This is a genomic window from Leptospira jelokensis (assembly GCF_004769635.1).
Lineage (GTDB): Bacteria > Spirochaetota > Leptospiria > Leptospirales > Leptospiraceae > Leptospira_A > Leptospira_A jelokensis.
Genome location: NZ_RQGH01000005.1, coordinates 51,101 through 69,457, shown reverse-complemented (window position 1 = coordinate 69,457; position 18,357 = coordinate 51,101). Strand labels below are relative to the sequence as shown.

17 protein-coding genes and 2 tRNA genes are annotated in these 18,357 nt (G+C 44.0%); 18 read left to right on the top strand and 1 reads right to left on the bottom strand.

Annotated elements, in window-relative coordinates:
* Positions 1–36: 36 nt before the first annotated feature.
* Complete coding sequence (locus EHQ62_RS00870; RefSeq protein WP_135640379.1) at positions 37–729, bottom strand: histidine kinase; 693 nt, start codon at positions 727–729, stop codon at positions 37–39.
* A gap of 213 nt (positions 730–942) precedes the next feature.
* Between EHQ62_RS00870 and EHQ62_RS00865 the strand changes: the two genes are divergently transcribed.
* From EHQ62_RS00865 to EHQ62_RS00780, 18 genes are all read left to right on the top strand, one after another.
* Positions 943–1,014: transfer RNA gene (locus EHQ62_RS00865), tRNA-Thr, on the top strand.
* Positions 1,015–1,019: 5 nt separating this feature from the next.
* Positions 1,020–1,093, top strand: a tRNA-Trp gene (locus tag EHQ62_RS00860).
* A gap of 39 nt (positions 1,094–1,132) precedes the next feature.
* Positions 1,133–1,321 (top strand): preprotein translocase subunit SecE, encoded by a 189-nt coding sequence (gene secE, locus EHQ62_RS00855; protein WP_002973751.1) that lies wholly within the window; start codon positions 1,133–1,135, stop codon positions 1,319–1,321.
* Positions 1,322–1,329: 8 nt separating this feature from the next.
* Entirely contained in the window at positions 1,330–1,884 is a 555-nt protein-coding gene (gene nusG, locus EHQ62_RS00850) for a transcription termination/antitermination protein NusG (RefSeq protein WP_135640378.1), read from the top strand.
* Positions 1,885–1,923: 39 nt separating this feature from the next.
* Complete coding sequence (gene rplK / locus EHQ62_RS00845) at positions 1,924–2,349, top strand: 50S ribosomal protein L11 (protein ID WP_012388949.1); 426 nt, start codon at positions 1,924–1,926, stop codon at positions 2,347–2,349.
* Between the two features lie 25 nt (positions 2,350–2,374).
* Positions 2,375–3,067: a 50S ribosomal protein L1 gene (gene rplA, locus EHQ62_RS00840; RefSeq protein ID WP_012388948.1), complete on the top strand. Its 693-nt coding sequence runs from the start codon at positions 2,375–2,377 to the stop codon at positions 3,065–3,067.
* 12 nt (positions 3,068–3,079) lie between these two features.
* Positions 3,080–3,613 (top strand): 50S ribosomal protein L10, encoded by a 534-nt coding sequence (gene rplJ, locus EHQ62_RS00835; RefSeq protein WP_108958614.1) that lies wholly within the window; start codon positions 3,080–3,082, stop codon positions 3,611–3,613.
* Positions 3,614–3,648: 35 nt separating this feature from the next.
* On the top strand, positions 3,649–4,032 hold the full coding sequence (rplL, locus tag EHQ62_RS00830) for a 50S ribosomal protein L7/L12 (RefSeq protein WP_012388946.1): 384 nt from the start codon (positions 3,649–3,651) through the stop codon (positions 4,030–4,032).
* Positions 4,033–4,157: 125 nt separating this feature from the next.
* Positions 4,158–7,844 (top strand): DNA-directed RNA polymerase subunit beta, encoded by a 3,687-nt coding sequence (gene rpoB / locus EHQ62_RS00825; protein ID WP_135640377.1) that lies wholly within the window; start codon positions 4,158–4,160, stop codon positions 7,842–7,844.
* A 14-nt stretch (positions 7,845–7,858) separates the two neighbouring features.
* The gene (gene rpoC, locus EHQ62_RS00820) at positions 7,859–12,160 is read left to right on the top strand and encodes a DNA-directed RNA polymerase subunit beta' (protein WP_135640376.1); all 4,302 of its coding nucleotides are present in this window, start codon (positions 7,859–7,861) and stop codon (positions 12,158–12,160) included.
* A 146-nt stretch (positions 12,161–12,306) separates the two neighbouring features.
* The gene (rpsL, locus tag EHQ62_RS00815; protein WP_004783543.1) at positions 12,307–12,681 is read left to right on the top strand and encodes a 30S ribosomal protein S12; all 375 of its coding nucleotides are present in this window, start codon (positions 12,307–12,309) and stop codon (positions 12,679–12,681) included.
* Positions 12,682–12,695: 14 nt separating this feature from the next.
* Positions 12,696–13,169 (top strand): 30S ribosomal protein S7, encoded by a 474-nt coding sequence (gene rpsG / locus EHQ62_RS00810; RefSeq protein WP_135640375.1) that lies wholly within the window; start codon positions 12,696–12,698, stop codon positions 13,167–13,169.
* 77 nt (positions 13,170–13,246) lie between these two features.
* Positions 13,247–15,196: an elongation factor G-like protein gene (locus tag EHQ62_RS00805; RefSeq protein ID WP_135640374.1), complete on the top strand. Its 1,950-nt coding sequence runs from the start codon at positions 13,247–13,249 to the stop codon at positions 15,194–15,196.
* Between the two features lie 49 nt (positions 15,197–15,245).
* Positions 15,246–16,451, top strand: a complete 1,206-nt coding sequence (gene tuf, locus EHQ62_RS00800) for an elongation factor Tu (protein WP_015678070.1) — start codon at positions 15,246–15,248, stop codon at positions 16,449–16,451.
* A gap of 5 nt (positions 16,452–16,456) precedes the next feature.
* Positions 16,457–16,765 (top strand): 30S ribosomal protein S10, encoded by a 309-nt coding sequence (rpsJ, locus tag EHQ62_RS00795; RefSeq protein WP_002974412.1) that lies wholly within the window; start codon positions 16,457–16,459, stop codon positions 16,763–16,765.
* 11 nt (positions 16,766–16,776) lie between these two features.
* On the top strand, positions 16,777–17,400 hold the full coding sequence (gene rplC / locus EHQ62_RS00790) for a 50S ribosomal protein L3 (RefSeq protein ID WP_012388940.1): 624 nt from the start codon (positions 16,777–16,779) through the stop codon (positions 17,398–17,400).
* A gap of 11 nt (positions 17,401–17,411) precedes the next feature.
* Positions 17,412–18,047 (top strand): 50S ribosomal protein L4, encoded by a 636-nt coding sequence (rplD, locus tag EHQ62_RS00785; RefSeq protein ID WP_012388939.1) that lies wholly within the window; start codon positions 17,412–17,414, stop codon positions 18,045–18,047.
* A gap of 4 nt (positions 18,048–18,051) precedes the next feature.
* On the top strand, positions 18,052–18,357 hold the full coding sequence (locus tag EHQ62_RS00780; RefSeq protein WP_135640373.1) for a 50S ribosomal protein L23: 306 nt from the start codon (positions 18,052–18,054) through the stop codon (positions 18,355–18,357).

Here is an 18,357-nt window from a genome sequence, read left to right as displayed (position 1 = left end):
ACAAAACTAAATCATTAGGGGAGGGGGAAAAACGAATTAAATCTCTGCCAGTTCCGCACTTCGGAACGACACATAATTGTCGTTAAATGGGATTTCAACCCTTGCTACCGTTCTATCTTCATGAGTGATGATCCGAAATAAATTGGGGTCAACCCCTTCGTTTTTAAGAAGGATCATGATGAGGGCAATTCCAAGTCCTGCACCTTCCGTATTGTCCATATTGTCCATATAGAATTCAGCAATGTCATTATAACCCATGGACTTTTTCATTTTTTCCCGCATCCGGACTTCTTCGGTTTTGATTACGGGGGTATTGTTTGTCACTTCGACTAGGAGTCCATCCAAGCAGTAGTGGAATTTGATTTGCACATAGACACCGCGGGCAAGGCATCGTTTTCCGTATTCATCCGCCATTTTTTCGGAAAACTTTTTCGAATACTCTTTGATCCCTTTGAAATAATCCGTTTCGTCTGTGATGTCGAGTCCCTCGTCTTCAAAAAAAACCCGTTTTTGGTTGGCTTTGATTCCATTGATTGTGAGTTCTTTGGAGATGGTGTATAACATCTCCACAAATTGGGACTGGCCCACTTCCTTAAGGATGTTTGTGATGAGTCCAAGCACATACTGTTCGAGTTGGCGATTCATCCGAGAAGAGCGGACGACAATTTTAGATTTTGCCTTTACTAAATCGGGAATTTGTGCTTCTAATTCTACAAACGGTTTCGCCACGAATCATTCCTTATGCGGTGGGTGTTTCCCACATGGTTCTATTATCGAACGGGGAAATCCACAACTAAAATCACAAGGGAAATTCACCAATTTTCCTGTTTTTTCATCAATTCCAGGAAATAAACTCATTTTCCATTGACCAATGAGCCTCATTTAAAATAGTGTAAAAAACCTAGCCTCGCTTGGAAACCCGCGCTTGGGTGGGAAACGTTTGCCCTCTTAGCTCAGTGGTAGAGCACTTCCATGGTAAGGAAGGGGTCGCCAGTTCAAGCCTGGTAGAGGGCTTGTTTAGGGCTGTAGTTTAATGGTAGAACTAGGATCTCCAAAGTCCTTGGTGGGAGTTCGATTCTCTCCAGCCCTGCCAAACTACGGAATATAGAATTAGAGAACAGGACAAGGATCAATGAAAGCTACGAGTTTCATTCAGGAATGTAAAGCAGAACTTGAAAAAGTACATTGGCCAACGCGCCAAGAAGTGGTGAGTTCTACCGTTGTAGTCCTAGTTACAGTATTTATCTTTTCCCTATTTTTATCAGCTTCGGATTTTGTATTCTTGAAACTGTTAAAGTGGTTCTGGGCATTAGGAACATAGGTAGGGAAGTGGGCGATTCTTTAGATAAAAAATGGTATGTGCTTCAGACTTATTCCGGTCACGAGAATAAGGTGAAGACAAACATTGAAAGGATGGTCCAACAACAAAAACTGGAAGACCAAATCTTTTCAGTGAAGATTCCTTCGATGGAAGTTGCCGAAATGAAAAACGGCAAAAAGAAGGTCACAAAGAAAAAGCTGATGCCTGGTTATGTTCTGGTTGAGATGAACATGACAGATGACCTTCGGTTTAAAATCCAGAACTTACCTTCTGTGTCTACGTTTGTAGGCGGAAAAGGAAAAGGTCCGGAGCCACTTTCGCTTGATGAGATCAAAAATCTCTTCAGTGATGTGGGAAGTGTGGAATCGGAAGAAGTTTCGAGACCGCGTTTCCTTTTCAAAGTGGGTGAGACATTAAAAATTATAGATGGTCCGTTTGCTAATTTCACAGGCCTCGTAGATGAAATTTTCCCTGATAAGGGAAGGCTTCGTGTCCGAGTCGAAATTTTCGGAAGATCCACTCCAGTGGAGTTGGATTACCTCCAAGTAAAATCGGAACAATAGAACTGATAGATTGACTTTTAGTAAGGAACTTGAAACGAGATGGCTGCAAAGAAAGTAGTAAAACAAATTAAACTCCAAGTAGAAGCAGGGAAAGCAAACCCAGCTCCACCGGTAGGCCCTGCACTTGGTCAGGCCGGACTCAATATCATGGAATTTTGTAAACAGTTCAATGAGAGATCAAAAAACCAAATGGGACTCAAACTCCCAGTGGTGATCACTGTTTATTCTGATAGAAGTTTTACATTCGTCACAAAATCTCCTCCTGCAGCCCTTCTTGTGATGAAGGCACTTGGACTCCAAGGTGGGTCTGCCACTCCACACACTGTGAAAGTGGGAACAATCAAACGCGCACAACTAGAAGAAATTGCAAAAACGAAGATGGAAGACCTCAATGCAAACGATATGGATGCAGCAGTGAAGATCATTGCTGGGACATGCCGTTCCATGGGTGTTAACGTCGAGTAATCATTAGGAAACGGGAACCGAAGTCATGAAACGCGGCAAAAAATACATCCAACTCAAAGAGAAAGTCGATCGCACAAAGGCTTATACCCTTGGTGAGGCAGTCGGTTTAGCGAAAGCGACCAGTTACTCAAAGTTCGACGGAACTTTAGAGATCTCGACAAAAATCAATTATAAATCTCTCCAAAACGTAAGAGGGACTATCTCTCTTCCACACGGAACAGGAAAAACGATTAAAGTTTTGGTTTTCTGTAAAGGAGACAAACAAAACGAAGCGAGAGAGGCGGGTGCTGATTTCGTAGGTGATATGGACTTAATCGAGAAGGTATCTGGTGGTTGGACTGATTTTGATGCTTGTGTGGCAACACCTGACATGATGAAAGAAGTTGGTAAACTGGGTCCAGTTCTTGGTCGTAAAGGCCTTATGCCAAAACCAAAAGCGGGAACAGTGACAACTGACGTATCAAAAGCAGTGAAAGAGTTGAAAGCGGGTCGAATTGAATACCGTCCTGACAAAGGGGGAGTGGTTCACTTAGGAGTAGGGAAATGTTCCTTCTCTGACGACAAACTTTCTGACAACATCAATGCTGTTGTTGCGGCTCTTATGAAAGACAAACCTTCCGATGCGAAAGGTGATTACCTCAAGTCTTTCTCAGTAGCAGCGACTATGGGAATCGGCGTCAAAGTCGATGTAAAAGAACTAGTAAACGCGAACATATAACGAGTAAGAAACATGGCAAATCCATCTAAAATTGAAGCAGTATCTGAACTAAAGAGTCGTTTGGAAAAACGACCTAACTTTATTTTAGCATCTTACAGCGGTTTAACTGTTGAAGATATGTCCAACCTTCGTGCGAAACTTCGCAAGGAAGGATCGGAGATGAAGGTAATCAAAAACAACCTTTTCCTCCGTGCATTAAAAGAGTCTTCTGAACATAAAAACAACTCCATTGATTTTGGAGATGTTTACAAAGGACCACTTGCAGCGATTTTCTCTCTGGATGCACTTCCAGCAGTAGCAAAAGTATGTAAGGACTTTGCAAAAGATAAGAAGGAACTCGAAATCAAAACTGGCTATATGGACGGTGAGGTTTTGGGTAAGTCTGGAGTAGAAGCGATTGCTGGACTTCCGTCCAAACAAGAACTTCTTGCGCAAGTGGCTCGTGGGATCAATGCTCCTGCGACGCAAATTGCTTCCGGAATCAATCAAATCATGGCATCATTGGCACGCGCCATCAATGCTGTAGCCGAGAAAAACGGCAATTAGTAATCATAGTGATTAGTAGGATAAGGAGAATATAGATGTCTGTTGACGCGCTATTAGAACAAATTGGAAGTCTTACATTAGTTCAGGCTGCTGACCTAGTGAAAAAGATGGAGGAGAAATTCGGGATTTCTGCTGCTGCACCGGTTGCGGTAGCGGCTGTTGCGGGTGCAGGTGGTGGCGCTGCTGCTGCTGAAGAACCAGCAACTTTCAATGTTATCTTGAAAGCACACGGTGACAAAAAGATCGACGTTATCAAACTCGTTCGCGAAATCACTGGTCTTGGATTGGCAGATGCGAAAACTCTTGTAGAAGCTGGTGGAAAATCAGTGAAAGAAGGGGTTTCTAAAGACGAAGCTGCTGATATTAAGAAAAAACTCGAAGGTGTTGGGGCTCAAGTAGAAGTTGCTGCTGCCGGTTAATCGGTTGCCAATTTTTAAACCCAGTCTTCAAAAACTTAGAGGCAGGGAGGCCGTAGGCGTCCCCACCTCTATTTTTTCGTTTATCATACCATCTATTATTTTGACGTCTCTAGGGAGAGTATTCCATGCATACCCGAATGCAAATTAGAAACCGGGTAAATTTCGGTAAAATTACCGACCTCAATTTACTTCCTAATCTTATCTACGTACAGAAAAAATCCTTTGATTGGTTCCTCCAGTCGGAAGTGAAAGATCCGACGAAACGACTGAACCAAGGGTTGGAAGCGGTATTCCGTGAATCCTTCCCAATTGAATCACCAAACAATGATATGGTCATGGAATATGGCCATTACGTATTGGGAGAACCGAAACGTGATCCCCAAGAGTGCAAAGACACTGATTCTTCTTATGCGGTTCCGCTAAAAGCTGTGATTCGTCTCATCATCAAAGACACGGGCGAAATCCGCGAACAAGTTGTCTATATGGGTGACCTTCCTGTGATGACTGACCACGGAACTTTCATCATCAATGGTGCCGAAAGGGTAGTGGTAAGCCAGTTACACAGATCTCCTGGTATTTTCTTTTCTTATGACCAAGTGAGAGATACTTTCTCTGCTCGTGTGATTCCGTACCGAGGTTCTTGGTTGGAATTCGAAATGGACAACAAAGGGATCCTTGTTGCCAAAATCGACCGTAAGAAAAAATTCCCAGCTACCTTACTTGTAAAAGCAATGGGTATGGGAACCAACGAAGAAGTATTACGCCTCTTCTATGGTTCATCCAAAATGAAAATCGCCGGTGCCAATCCAAAAGACCTCAAACGTCTGATTGGCCGCCGAACCATCGCTGATATCATCAATATGGAAACAGGCGAGGTAATGCTCGATGCTGGTTCTAAAATCAACGAAGACAATATCTCCATCCTTCGTGAAATGAAGGTGAAGGAAGTGGATGTCATCGAATTTCCAAAAGGAAAAGACAATCCAGTTCTCATCAACTGCTTAGAAAAAGACGGTGTCAACGACTACGAAGATGCTGTGAAAAAGTTTCATACCATTATGAGACCAGGGGAACCTTCTACGATTGAAAACGCAGAAGCGGAACTCAAAAGACTCTTTTTCTCACACAAAACCTTTGATTTGGGAGTAGTGGGTCGTTACAAAATCAATAGCAAATTTGAATTTAACAATCCAAAAGAATTCTCAAAAGCAGATGATCGTGTTTTAAGAAAACAAGACATCATTGAAACGGTTCGTTACCTTGTGATGCTAATGTCTGAGGCAGAAAACTACTACCCAGACGACATTGACCACTTAGGAAACAGAAGGATTCGTTCTGTGGGTGAGCTTATTGCGAACCAATTGAAACTTGGATTCTCCCGAGTGGAACGAGTCATCAAGGAAAGGATGACCGTACAAGAGCCAGAACAACAAACTCCGCAACTTCTCATTTCCATCAAACCAATCACAGCAGTGATCAATGAGTTTTTTGGGTCTTCGCAACTATCTCAGTTTATGGACCAAACCAATCCATTGGCAGAACTTACCCACAAACGTAGGTTAAATGCCCTTGGTCCTGGTGGACTTTCTCGTGACCGAGCCGGTTTTGAAGTTCGTGACGTTCATTATTCACACTATGGTCGTATGTGCCCAATTGAAACGCCGGAAGGTCCAAACATTGGTCTCATCCTTTCCATGTCTAGTTTTGCGCGGGTGAATGATTATGGGTTCATTGAAACTCCATACCGCCTTGTGAAAAATGGAAAGGTCCAAAAACAAGTCGAATACCTAACGGCAGACAAAGAAGAATACCACTATATGGCACAGTCAAGTTCGGCTGTGGATGAAAAGGGAGAATTCACTTCCAAACTCATCTCCACCCGCCATAGAGGGGATTTCCCTTTCCGTAGCCCATCTGAGATCCAGTACATGGACCTTGCTCCTTTGCAAGTTGTGTCTGTATCCACAGCCCTCATTCCGTTCCTGGAACATGATGATGCGAACCGTGCGCTTATGGGTTCGAACATGCAACGCCAAGCAGTGCCTCTCCTTACGGAAGAAGCTCCCTTTGTGGGAACAGGTATGGAAGCTCGTGCGGCCTACGACGCAGGGGTTTGTATCGTTGCCAAAAAAGATGGTGTTGTGTCCAAAGTGGATGCAACTGGTGTTTGGATCAAAGAAGACCAATCCAAAGAGATTGTCCACTACCCACTCATTAAATTCAAAAAAACCAACCAAGGTACTTGTTTTAACCAAAAACCAAACGTATCGATGTTACACACCACAACTGGTGGTAAGGTAAGTAAGGTTTCGAAAGAACGCATTGAAGTGGCTTCTCCAAACGGAGAAAAAGAAATCCACGAACTCCACCTTTCCGATGAAGTTCAATTCCAAGCAGTTGTCAAAGAAGGGCAAGAGATTGGGGTTGGAGCACCTGTTGCAGGTCAAATCATCAAAGGGGAAAAATACGGAGAGTTTGGACAAATCTTACAAAAAGGAACTGTCCTAGCGAACGGTCCTTCCACTGACGCAGGTTATTTGGCCCTAGGACGAAACGTTCTCGTGGCATTTATGCCTTGGGAAGGTTACAACTTTGAGGATGCGATTCTGATTTCAGAACGAATCATCAAAGACGATGTTTTCTCTTCCATCCACATTGAAGAATTCGAAATCCAAGCTCGGGAAACAAAACTTGGACAAGAACAAATCACTCGTGACATTCCAAACCTTTCGGACAAAGCGTTCCGTGATTTGGATGAGTCCGGTGTGATCCGTGTGGGTGCGGAAGTAAAACCAGGAGACATCTTGGTGGGTATGGTAACACCGAAAGGCGAAACCGACCTGACTCCAGAATACAAACTTTTACACTCCATCTTTGGAGAGAAGGCAAAAGAAGTAAGGGATTCCTCACTTCGTATGCCAAACGGTTTTGAAGGAACTGTGATCGATATCAAACGTTATTCCCGCGAAACAGGTGATGAACTTGCTGCTGGCGTGGAAGAAATGGTGAAAGTGTATGTGGCTCGCAAACGAAAACTCCTCGTGGGTGATAAGATGGCGGGACGTCACGGAAACAAAGGGGTCGTAGCTCGTGTGATGGCACAAGAAGATATGCCATACATGGAAGACGGAACTCCTGTTGATATCGTACTCAACCCACTCGGTGTTCCTTCTCGTATGAACCTCGGACAGATTTTTGAAACCCAACTTGGTTTCGCTGCCAAAAAACTAGGGATCAATTTTGAAACCCCTGTTTTTGACGGAGCATCTGAAGGTGACGTTCATGAGTTCTGCAAAAAAGCAGGATTACCAGAAAACAGCAAATTTCAGTTATACGATGGAAGAACGGGCGAAAAATTTATTAACCAAGTCTTCTGTGGATATATCTACATGTTGAAACTGGCTCACTTGGTGGATGACAAAATCCATGCAAGGTCTACTGGTCCTTACTCACTCGTTACGCAACAACCACTCGGTGGTAAAGCGCAGTTCGGGGGACAAAGGCTCGGTGAGATGGAAGTTTGGGCTCTCGAAGCGTATGGTGCCTCACACACCTTACAAGAGTTACTCACCATCAAGTCAGATGACATGCTCGGTCGTGCAAGGATTTACGAAGCGATTGTGAAAGGAATCCATTCGATCAAACCGGGAATCCCAGAATCCTTCAACGTTCTTGTACAGGAACTTAGAGGTCTGGCACTCGACATCATCATCAAAGACTCCGAAGGATTGGAAGTGGATATCTCTGATTACGAAGATGAATTCTCGAAAAACAAAAAGAAAATTAAATTCGAGACCATCGAAAACGTGTAGGGAAGGGAAAAAGTATGAGAAATTACAATAGTTTTGAATCGATTACGATCCGTTTGGCTTCACCCGAGCGGATCAAAGAGTGGTCTTTCGGGGAAGTGAAAAAACCGGAAACGATCAACTACCGTACCCTAAAACCGGAACGAGATGGTCTTTTCTGTGAAAAAATCTTCGGAACCACTAAGGATTGGGAATGTTACTGCGGTAAATTCAAATCCATCCGTTATAAGGGAGTGGTTTGCGACAAATGTGGGGTTGAGGTAACTCACTCCAAAGTGCGTCGTGAAAGAATGGGCCATATTGAACTGGCGGCACCTGTATCGCATATTTGGTACTACCGTTCTGTTCCATCTCGTATGGGACTGCTTCTTGATATGACGATCAACCAACTCAAAAGTGTTCTTTACTTTGAGAAGTATGTGATCATTGACCCAGCTGATTCCGGAAGGAACAGAGGGGAACTCATCGATGAAGATGAATACCATAATTATTTAGATGAATACGGTGATAAATTCATCGCAGGGATTGGTGGGGACGCCATTAAAGAACTCCTCGCACGAATTGATGTGGATGCAGAAGCTCGTGTGATCCGCCAAAAGATCCAAGATAAAAACAAAATTTCCGACAAACGTATTTTCAAACGCCTAGAAGTTCTCGAAGCATTCCGTGATTCGGGAAACCGTCCTGAGTGGATGGTGCTTGATGTGGTTCCGGTGATCCCACCAGAACTTCGTCCGATGGTGCAATTGGAAGGGGGACGTTTTGCAACTTCCGACCTAAACGATTTGTACCGCCGTGTGATCAACCGTAACAACCGACTCAAACGACTCCTTGCATTAAAAGCCCCTGAGATTATCGTACGGAACGAAAAACGGATGTTACAGGAAGCAGTGGATGCTCTTTTTGATAACAGCCGCCGCAAACGTACTGTAAAAGGAAAGGGAAATAGACCTTTAAAATCTATTTCCGATATGCTCAAAGGAAAACAAGGTCGATTCCGCCAAAACCTACTCGGAAAACGTGTGGATTACTCTGGTCGTTCCGTAATTGTAGTGGGACCTGAACTCAAATACCACCAAATGGGCCTTCCGAAAAAAATGGCTTTGGAACTATTTAAGCCATTTATCATGAAACGCCTTGTGGATTTGGAACTGGCACCAAACATCAAATCTGCGAAGAAAAAAATCGAAGCCGAGGACAAAGAAGTTTTTGATGTATTGGAAACAGTCGTCAAAGAACACCCAGTACTCCTCAACCGTGCGCCAACTCTTCACAGACTTGGAATCCAAGCATTTTTACCAGTCCTTGTAGAAGGAAAGGCAATCAAACTCCACCCACTCGTCTGTCACGCGTTTAACGCTGACTTTGACGGGGACCAAATGGCAATCCACGTTCCGCTCGCCCCTAAGGCACAGCTCGAAACTTGGATGTTAATGTTATCACCACATAACATCTTAAACCCTGCCAATGGACAACCGATTTGTGGACCTACACAAGATATCGTTCTTGGTATTTATTACCTCACATCGGAAGTAAAAGATGCGAAGGGTGAAGGAAAATTCTTTACAGGCCTTGAAGAGGTGATGTATGCGATTGAAACCAAAACGGTAGAAATTCGCTCCAAAATCTCTGTGTTACACGAAGGGAAAATCATCGAAACCACACCGGGAAGGCTGATCTTCAACCAAGTGATGCCAAAAGGGTATGTGTACATCAACAGAACCCTCGGTGATAAAGAAACAAACAAAATCATTGCAGACGTTTACGAGAAGTTTGGACCAGGGATCACTGTTGTGATGCTTGATGAAATCAAACGACTTGGTTACCGCTACGCCACTGTATTTGCTCCTACCATCTCCATTGATGACATCCGAGTTTCTCCTCAAAAAGAAGGTCTCGTCAATGATGCCAACAAAGAAGTAGAAAAAGCGGATATGGAGTACCGTAAAGGGATCATCACAAACGAAGAACGTCGTAAAAAAGTGATCGAGATTTGGACAAAAACCAATGACCGCATTACGGAAGGGATGTTCAAGGAACTCGAAAAAGACCAATCGGGATTTAACCCGGTATACGTCATGGCAGCTTCGGGTGCCCGTGGATCCAAACAACAGATCCGCCAGCTTGCAGGGATGCGGGGCCTTATGGCGAAACCGTCTGGGGAAATCATCGAACTTGCGATTCGTTCCAACTTCCGTGAAGGCCTTGGGGTCTTAGAATTTTTTATCTCCACACATGGTGCGAGAAAGGGTCTTGCGGATACAGCGTTAAAAACTGCCGATGCCGGTTACCTCACACGTCGTCTCGTGGATATCTCTCAGGACGTAATTGTATCGGAAGATGATTGCGGAACCAAAGCAAACATCACTCTTGGAATCGTAAAAGAAGGGGAAAACGTAATTGTTTCCCTTGCGGACAGAGTGTTCGGCCGTTATACGGCAGAAGACTTAGTGGACCCTGTGACAGAAAAAGTGGTATTTCCAAAAGATACCCTGATCACAAGAGCACTCGGCCAACAGATTGAAAACTTAGGTTACGATAAAATCAAAGTGAGATCACCTCTGACTTGCCGTTCCCGCCATGGAATTTGTACGAAATGTTATGGTATGGACATGGCACGATTAGTCCCAGCAGAGATCGGGGAAGCAGTGGGAACCATTGCCGCTCAATCCATCGGCCAACCAGGAACACAGCTTACCATGAGAACCTTCCACGTGGGCGGTGCGGCATCTGCTACCATCCAAGAGAAAGAACACAAGGTTCCTTTTAGGTCACTTGTTAAGTCCATTAACGGTCGTTTGGTGACAAATGCCAATGGAGCAAAAGTGTTTGCTCGCCGCGGAACCATCATCGTGAACCGACTCATCCAAGAGTTTAACACGGAATCATTATCAAGTGTTCGGATTGTGGATGGACAACGATTGGAAAAAGGGGAAGTGTTTGCAACACAAGTGGGTGAATCCACAGAACAACGCATCACTTCTGACCAAGCAGGTGTTGTTTCTCTTGTGGGAACTACTCTACGTATCCTTGGTGATGACATTGTCATTCCTGTAAAAATCGGAACCATCTTAAAAGCAGAAGAAGGCCAAATCGTAGAAGAAAACAAGGCACTCGCTGAGTTTGACCCTTACAACGAAGTGGCTGTTTCGGAAACTGCGGGAACAATTGTTTGGGAAGATTTAGAAATTGGGAAGAACGTCCGTCGTGATGTGGACCCTAAAACTTCCAATATCATCCTGAAAGTAGTAGAGCAAAAGAAAGACCGACTTGTTCCAAAAGTCATCGTTGGATCCGACGGGTATTCTGTCCCAGTGGATGCGCTCCTCCAATTCCAAAATGGAGACAAAGTGCGCGAAGGGGATGTGATCTTCAAAATCCCATCAGTAGCTGAAAAAACTCGTGATATCACGGGTGGTCTTCCTCGGGTGGATGAACTATTCGAAGCGCGCCGTCCAAAAGACGCCTGCACACTTGCGGAAATCGATGGAAAAATCGAAGACAAAGGGGAAATCGTAAAAGAAAAACGAATCCTTTATATCCTCCCTGATTCACCAGAACAGGAAAAGGTAAAGGTAGCGATCCCAATCGGAAAACAAATCCGAGTCCGCCAAGGTGACTTCGTTAAACGTGGTGACCAGTTGGATGAAGGAAACTTTGACCCACATGATATCCTTGCGATCAAAGGACCAAGTGCCCTTCATGAATACCTAGTATCCGAAGTGCAAGAGGTATACCGTTTGCAAGGGGTTCATATCAATGATAAACACATTGAAGTTGTGGTTCGTTCCATGCTTCGTAAGGTGATCATCACTGATAGTGGGGACACATCGTTCGTGAACCAACAACAAGTGGATAAATTCCTCTTTGATGAAGAAAACGACCGAGTGGAACAAGAAGGTGGATCACCTGCACAAGGAACTCCAGTTCTTCTTGGTTTGACCAAAGCATCCCTAAACACTGAGTCGTATTTCTCAGCAGCATCTTTCCAAGAAACAACCAAGGTTCTAACAGATGCGGCCATCAAAGGAAAAACAGATAACCTAATGGGACTCAAAGAAAACGTCATCATTGGTCACATGATCCCTGCGGGAACGGGTATGAAAAAATACCGTGACATTGAAGTTTTCAAAGAACTCCCTGGGGATTTGGATTGGGACTTGGAATCAGAAGAAGAGGAAGAAGAACTTTCCGAACTTTCCGAGTCGGCACCAGTTTCCACAGCAACTCTCTCAAGACTTGTTGCTGAGGAAGACGAGGACGAAGATGAGTTGGAAGAAGAGTCAGATGATTCTGATGATGAGGACGACGACGATTAGTCACTAAGTAAGTCTTTTAGAAATCATCCAAATTGGAAGGTTTCTAGGGACAAAATTCATGTTTTCGTTTACAAAATGTCCCTATCTGGAATTTTGGACGAAAACGTCATTATTTTTTTAAAAAGAGAAGTAGAAGAAGGAATCGAATGCCTACAATTAACCAGCTCATCCGCATCGGAAGAGAAGACCAAAAGAAAAGAACTAAATCTCCCGCTCTAAAAGCATGCCCACAAAGACGTGGTGTTTGCACTAGGGTGATGACTTTCACTCCAAAAAAACCAAACTCGGCTCTTCGTAAAGTAGCAAGGGTTCGTTTGACAACTGGGATTGAAGTCACAGCTTACATTCCCGGCGAAGGCCATAACCTCCAAGAACACAACGTGGTTCTCATCCGTGGGGGAAGGGTAAAAGATTTACCAGGGGTTCGTTATCATATCATTCGTGGAACACTGGATACACTCGGTGTGGACAAACGTCGCAAAGGACGTTCTAAATACGGCGCGAAGCGTCCTAAAGCGTAATCGGAGAAAGGTATATGTCTAGAAGAAGAGGAAAAGTTGAACCGCGCCACATCGAAGGCGATCCAAAATACAACGACAAAGTGATTTCTAAATTCATCAACTGCCTAATGGTAGATGGGAAAAAAAGTGTCGCGGAAGCTGTGTTCTACGATGCATTAGAAGTCATTGCGAAAAAAACAGGACAAGATCCTTATGCTGTCTTCCAAGAAGCCTTGGAAAACGCAAAACCACAGGTAGAAGTAAAATCCCGCCGAGTGGGTGGTGTGACTTACCAAGTTCCAATCGAAGTTCGTCCTGAAAGAAGACTTGCACTTGGAATCAGATGGCTCATCAAATACAGCCGTGGTCGAAACGAAAAATCAATGAAGAATAAACTCGCTGCAGAATTCATGGAAGCACAAAAAGGCACAGGGTCTGCGATCAAGAAAAAAGAAGACATCAGAAAGATGGCAGATGCCAACAAGGCATTCTCTCACTACCGCTGGTAATCAGTTTTTTTCGATTCCAATCATTAACGAGCCAGGTTTCTACCTGGCTTTTTTATTTTCCGACGAAATGATAAACCATGATCTACCGCACCATTGGCATTTTTGCTCATATCGATTCAGGTAAGACTACCCTCACCGAACGAATCTTATTCGAAGCAGGTGTCATTTCTGCTATCGGAACCATTGAGGATGGAAATACAGAATCAGACCAACTCCAAGAGGAAATTGAAAGGGGGATCTCCATCCGTACCAGTTTTCATACGGTCCCTTGGAAAACTTCCTTTGGAACTTTTGAAATCCAACTGATTGATACTCCCGGTCATATTGATTTTCGTAACCAAGTCACAGATTTACTCCCTGCCATGGAAACGGCCATTGTGATTTTGGAAGCAGGCACAGTCGTACAATCGCAAGCAAGGTTAGTGATGGAAGAATTACGAAAGGCAAATGTGCCCATTGTTTTTTTCATCAACAAACTGGATCGTTTTGGTGAGGAGTACTTAGACACACTTGTCTCCTTAGAAGAAATCTTACAAATCCCTCCCGTGTCGCTTTTTCAAAAAGGAAAATCCGGTCATTGGGAATACTACTTACAAAACGAATCCGCATTTTCAAAATCCGTAAAAGAAGAGATCCTGACTTGGGAGGAAGACTCTCTTTTGGCCTTTTGGAAGGAAGGGAATGATTCTTCAAACCTTCCCAAATTATCCCTTAAGAAAGGAACAAAAGAAGGGAAACTTTTCCCAGTCTATGGTGGTTCAGCTAAAACCGGAGAAGGGGTGAGAGAACTTTTGGATTTGGTGCTTTGGACAGAACCCAAGGAGATCAATGAAGATTCCCGGTCACCTTTCTTAGTCCTTTCCAGAAGGACTGACCCAGAGATTGGCCGTTATGCGGTCGTTTACCCAACCCTTTCGATTCACAAAAGGGAAATCGAAAAGCTCCTTTTGGGGAACCTTACCCCTCATCATTTGCACCCACAAAAGGCTTTGGGCATACCCGAAACAAATGGTGGTGATAAAAAGGAAATCAGCTTCCTTTCGCCCGTGTCCCTGGATCCCTTGGATCCAATCATCAAAGGAAAGTTGGGTGTTTTACTCGCGCATCCGGGTCTTACCATGGAACCCGGAAAACCAGTACTTCCGAAAACCAGTTTGGACCACATTCCAGATCCGAATTGGAACGAAGCAACTCCAAGCCCTTTCTCTGTGGTACTCGAACCGGACCTGAGTTCGGAAAAGGAATTTTGGTTATGTCGCTTAGAGGAACTGGTTTGGGAAGACCCAGGTTACCGGTTGGAGCTACGGGAAGAGACCGGACAGATGGTGCTGTATGGAAGAGGGGAACTGCATTTGGAAATCGGGATCCGTAGGATTTCCGAGAAAACCGAAAAAAAACTTAACTGTAGTTCGATAAACATTGCCAAATTAGAGCTTTTTAAAAAAATGTCTCATAAGGTTGCCCTAGAGCATCGTGCCTTTGAAGACCAAAAGTCAAGCGGCGCGCTCATCGCAGTCCTGGAAGATACTGCCGATTTTTCGAAGCATATTGCCTTCGAGGTAAGTCTTCCGGAAGAAGTAAAACATACGATTGAAACGTCTTTCATGGAAGCCTGCTTACACGGGTTTTACGGTGAGGAAGTTTGTGGTTTAAGGCTTAGGGTCCTCGCATACGAGATGCCTAAGGGAGACCTACAAACCACTCTCACATTACTCAAAGTAGCAATACTTGCAGGAGTGAAGGAGTGTTTTCCATCAAACACATATTTGGTTTGTCCCCTCACTGAGATCGAAGTGATGGTAGACGCAGACCATTTAGGTGTAGTTCTTTCTGATCTAAGTCGCAGGAACGCAAAGGTGGTATCCATCTTTGAGGCTGTGGCAGGGAAGAGTCACTTAAAAGCCAATGCATCGGCCCAAAACCTGCTTGGCTTTTCAGGGGCTCTTAGAAACATGACCAAAGGGATTGGCATTTCTTGGGAAAGGACTGCTTTTACCTCTGAATTTTATGCAGTTCTAAAGGAGTAAAGAACCGAATATCGGGTCTTGCACCACGATTGAGGAGTAGATTCTAACAATGGCTAAAGAAAAATTTGACCGTTCAAAACCACACTTAAACATCGGAACTATTGGTCACGTTGACCACGGTAAAACTACGCTAACAGCGGCGATCACTACTACCCTTGCGAAAGCGATTGGTGGAAAGAACAAAGCTGTTGCTTATGACCAAATCGATAACGCGCCAGAAGAAAAGGCTCGTGGGATCACTATTGCAACGTCTCACCAGGAATATGAAACTCCTAACCGTCACTATGCACACGTAGATTGTCCAGGTCACGCTGACTATGTAAAAAACATGATCACTGGTGCTGCTCAGATGGACGCTGCGATCCTCGTAGTATCTGCAACTGACGGTGCTATGCCACAAACAAAAGAACACATCCTCCTTGCTCGCCAAGTTGGTGTTCCTTACATCGTGGTTTATCTCAACAAAGCAGACATGCTTGCTGCTGATGAAAGAGATGATATGGTTGAGATGGTAAAAGAGGAAATCAAAGACCTACTTAACAAATACAACTTTCCAGGTGACAAAACACCTTTCATCTCTGGTTCTGCATTAAAAGCTCTAGAAGGTGAAGATTCTGACCTTGGAATGAAATCCATTTTAAAACTAATGGAAGCTGTTGATACTTACGTTCCAAACCCTACTCGTATTGTTGACAAACCTTTCCTAATGCCAGTTGAGGACGTGTTCTCAATCACTGGTCGTGGAACTGTTGCAACTGGTCGTGTAGAACAAGGTGTTCTTAAGATCAACGACGAGATCGAGATTGTTGGTATCCGTGATACTTCAAAATCAGTTGTTACTGGTATTGAAATGTTCCGTAAACTTCTCGACCAAGCAGAAGCAGGGGACAACATTGGGGCACTTCTCCGCGGAACGAAAAAAGAAGACATCGAAAGAGGTCAAGTTCTTGCGAAACCGGGTACAATCACTCCACACAAAAAGTTTAAAGCGGAAGTTTACGTTCTTACTAAAGACGAAGGTGGACGTCACACTCCATTCTTTAACAACTACCGTCCACAATTCTACTTCAGAACTACTGACATCACTGGTGTTTGTAACTTACCTGGTGGAATGGAAATGGTTATGCCAGGTGATAACGTTACGATGTCAATCGAACTGATCCACCCGATTGCTATGGACCAAGGTTTGAAGTTCGCTATCCGTGAGGGTGGAAGAACGATTGGTTCTGGTGTTGTTGCGGAGATCGTTGAGTAATCGCAATGGCTGGACAAAGAATTCGCGTTAAGTTAAAAGCTTTCGATCATCGGTTGATTGACCAATCAACCTTTGAAATCGTTGCGACTGCGAAGAGGACCGGAGCTACTGTCTCCGGTCCAATCCCACTCCCAACGAAAAAAGAAATCTACACGGTATTACGTTCTCCGCACGTGAATAAAAAAGCTAGAGAACAGTTTGAAATGAGAACTCACAAGAGACTCATCGATATTTTAAATACGAATGAAGATACGGTAGAAGCCCTGATGAAGCTTCAACTCCCTGCTGGAGTTTCCGTAGATATTAAATCCTAAGGATAGGATCCATGGCTAAAGGTTTAATCGGCGAAAAATTGGGCATGGCCCACATATTCAATAACGACGGTAAGATGGTTACTGTAACCGTTTTACGCGTGGGTCCTTGTTTTGTGTCCCAGGTAAAAACAGAAGCAAATGACGGCTACGAAGCTGTGCAATTAGCATTTGGTGATGCCAAAGAGAAACACTTAACAAAGGCCGAGTTAGGACATATTAAAAAAGCGAATATCGCGACTCCTAAAAAAACTTTGGTTGAGTTCAAAGGGTTTGAAGGTGTGGCAGTGGGTTCAGAAGTGAAACTCGCAGATATCTTTGCTTTAGATGATACAGTAAAAGTGACCGGAACTTCTAAAGGGAAGGGAACACAAGGTGTTGTAAAACGCCATGGATTTGCTGGTGGTCCTGCAGGACACGGTTCTCGTTTCCAAAGACACCCTGGTTCGATTGGTTCGAACACAACTCCTGGACGTGTGTTCAAGGGTTTGAAAATGGGCGGAAGAATGGGTTCTGAGCAGACAACTGTTCGAAACCTGAAAGTAGTAAAAATTGATGCAGACGCCAATTTGGTATTTGTATCCGGTCCGGTTCCAGGAAGGGAACGTGGTATCGTTACGATAGAAAAAATCGGATAGATAGGTAGAACATGAAAGCGCGTAAATACAATAAAGAAGGCGTATTCGTAAGCGAAGTTGAACTTCCGGCAGAATTATTTGCTACCGGCATTTCGCTTGGAGCCATCTATGATGCGGTTAAAGCTGAAAATGCGAACAACAGACAAGGGACACATTCTACAAAGGATCGTTCCGAAGTTCGCGGTGGGGGAATCAAACCTTGGGCTCAAAAAGGAACTGGTCGTGCAAGACAAGGATCCATCAGAGCTCCACATTTCGTTGGTGGTGGTATCATTCATGGACCAAAACCAAGAGATTATTCTTCAAACCTGTCACGCAGCGTAAAGAAAAAGGCTGTTCTCTCCATCCTTAACAAAAAGGCAGAAGAAAACAGAATCGCGATCATAGAAGACGTAGAACCTTCTTCTTACTCCACAAAGTCCATCTACAACATTTTGAAGAACATGGACATTGCAGAGAAGGGTAACGTGGGTTTTGTGGTAGCTGGTGAAAACCAATTCCTCAAAAAATCCACTCGCAATATAGAGAACCTCAAATATGTGAACAGCAAACGAGTCGTTTGCCGAGACATCCTCTATAATAACAATTTAGTAATCTCTGAAAGCGCTTTAAAAGAGCTTCAGGCTCAGTATTCTAAGAAGGGATAAGACAGTGAACCTAGAGAATGTAATCTTATCACCAGTTGTAACGGAAAAGTCGCAAGACCTTCAATCAATTGGCGAACGTATGGGAAAAAGAACTGTCAAGTATACGTTCAAAGTCCACCCGGATGCGAACAAAACTTTGATCAAACAGGCTCTGAAACAAATGTATAACGTAGTTCCAACAAACGTAAACGTTGCCGTTTACCGTGGGAAAATGAAACGTTTTAGAAACATGCCGTCACAAAGACCTCACTACAAAAAAGCCGTAGTGACGTTCGCTGACGGAGCAAATTTGGATTTTGCTAAGGTTTAA

Coding starts and splice junctions, on each gene's coding strand:
- rplC (WP_012388940.1), top strand. CDS start 16,777: ATGGCTAAAGGTTTAATCGGCGAAAAATTGGGCATGGCCCACATATTC.
- rplK (WP_012388949.1), top strand. CDS start 1,924: ATGGCTGCAAAGAAAGTAGTAAAACAAATTAAACTCCAAGTAGAAGCA.
- rpsG (WP_135640375.1), top strand. CDS start 12,696: ATGTCTAGAAGAAGAGGAAAAGTTGAACCGCGCCACATCGAAGGCGAT.
- EHQ62_RS00805 (WP_135640374.1), top strand. CDS start 13,247: ATGATCTACCGCACCATTGGCATTTTTGCTCATATCGATTCAGGTAAG.
- rplA (WP_012388948.1), top strand. CDS start 2,375: ATGAAACGCGGCAAAAAATACATCCAACTCAAAGAGAAAGTCGATCGC.
- rplL (WP_012388946.1), top strand. CDS start 3,649: ATGTCTGTTGACGCGCTATTAGAACAAATTGGAAGTCTTACATTAGTT.
- rpsL (WP_004783543.1), top strand. CDS start 12,307: ATGCCTACAATTAACCAGCTCATCCGCATCGGAAGAGAAGACCAAAAG.
- secE (WP_002973751.1), top strand. CDS start 1,133: ATGAAAGCTACGAGTTTCATTCAGGAATGTAAAGCAGAACTTGAAAAA.
- rpoB (WP_135640377.1), top strand. CDS start 4,158: ATGCATACCCGAATGCAAATTAGAAACCGGGTAAATTTCGGTAAAATT.
- rpsJ (WP_002974412.1), top strand. CDS start 16,457: ATGGCTGGACAAAGAATTCGCGTTAAGTTAAAAGCTTTCGATCATCGG.
- rpoC (WP_135640376.1), top strand. CDS start 7,859: ATGAGAAATTACAATAGTTTTGAATCGATTACGATCCGTTTGGCTTCA.
- tuf (WP_015678070.1), top strand. CDS start 15,246: ATGGCTAAAGAAAAATTTGACCGTTCAAAACCACACTTAAACATCGGA.
- rplJ (WP_108958614.1), top strand. CDS start 3,080: ATGGCAAATCCATCTAAAATTGAAGCAGTATCTGAACTAAAGAGTCGT.
- rplD (WP_012388939.1), top strand. CDS start 17,412: ATGAAAGCGCGTAAATACAATAAAGAAGGCGTATTCGTAAGCGAAGTT.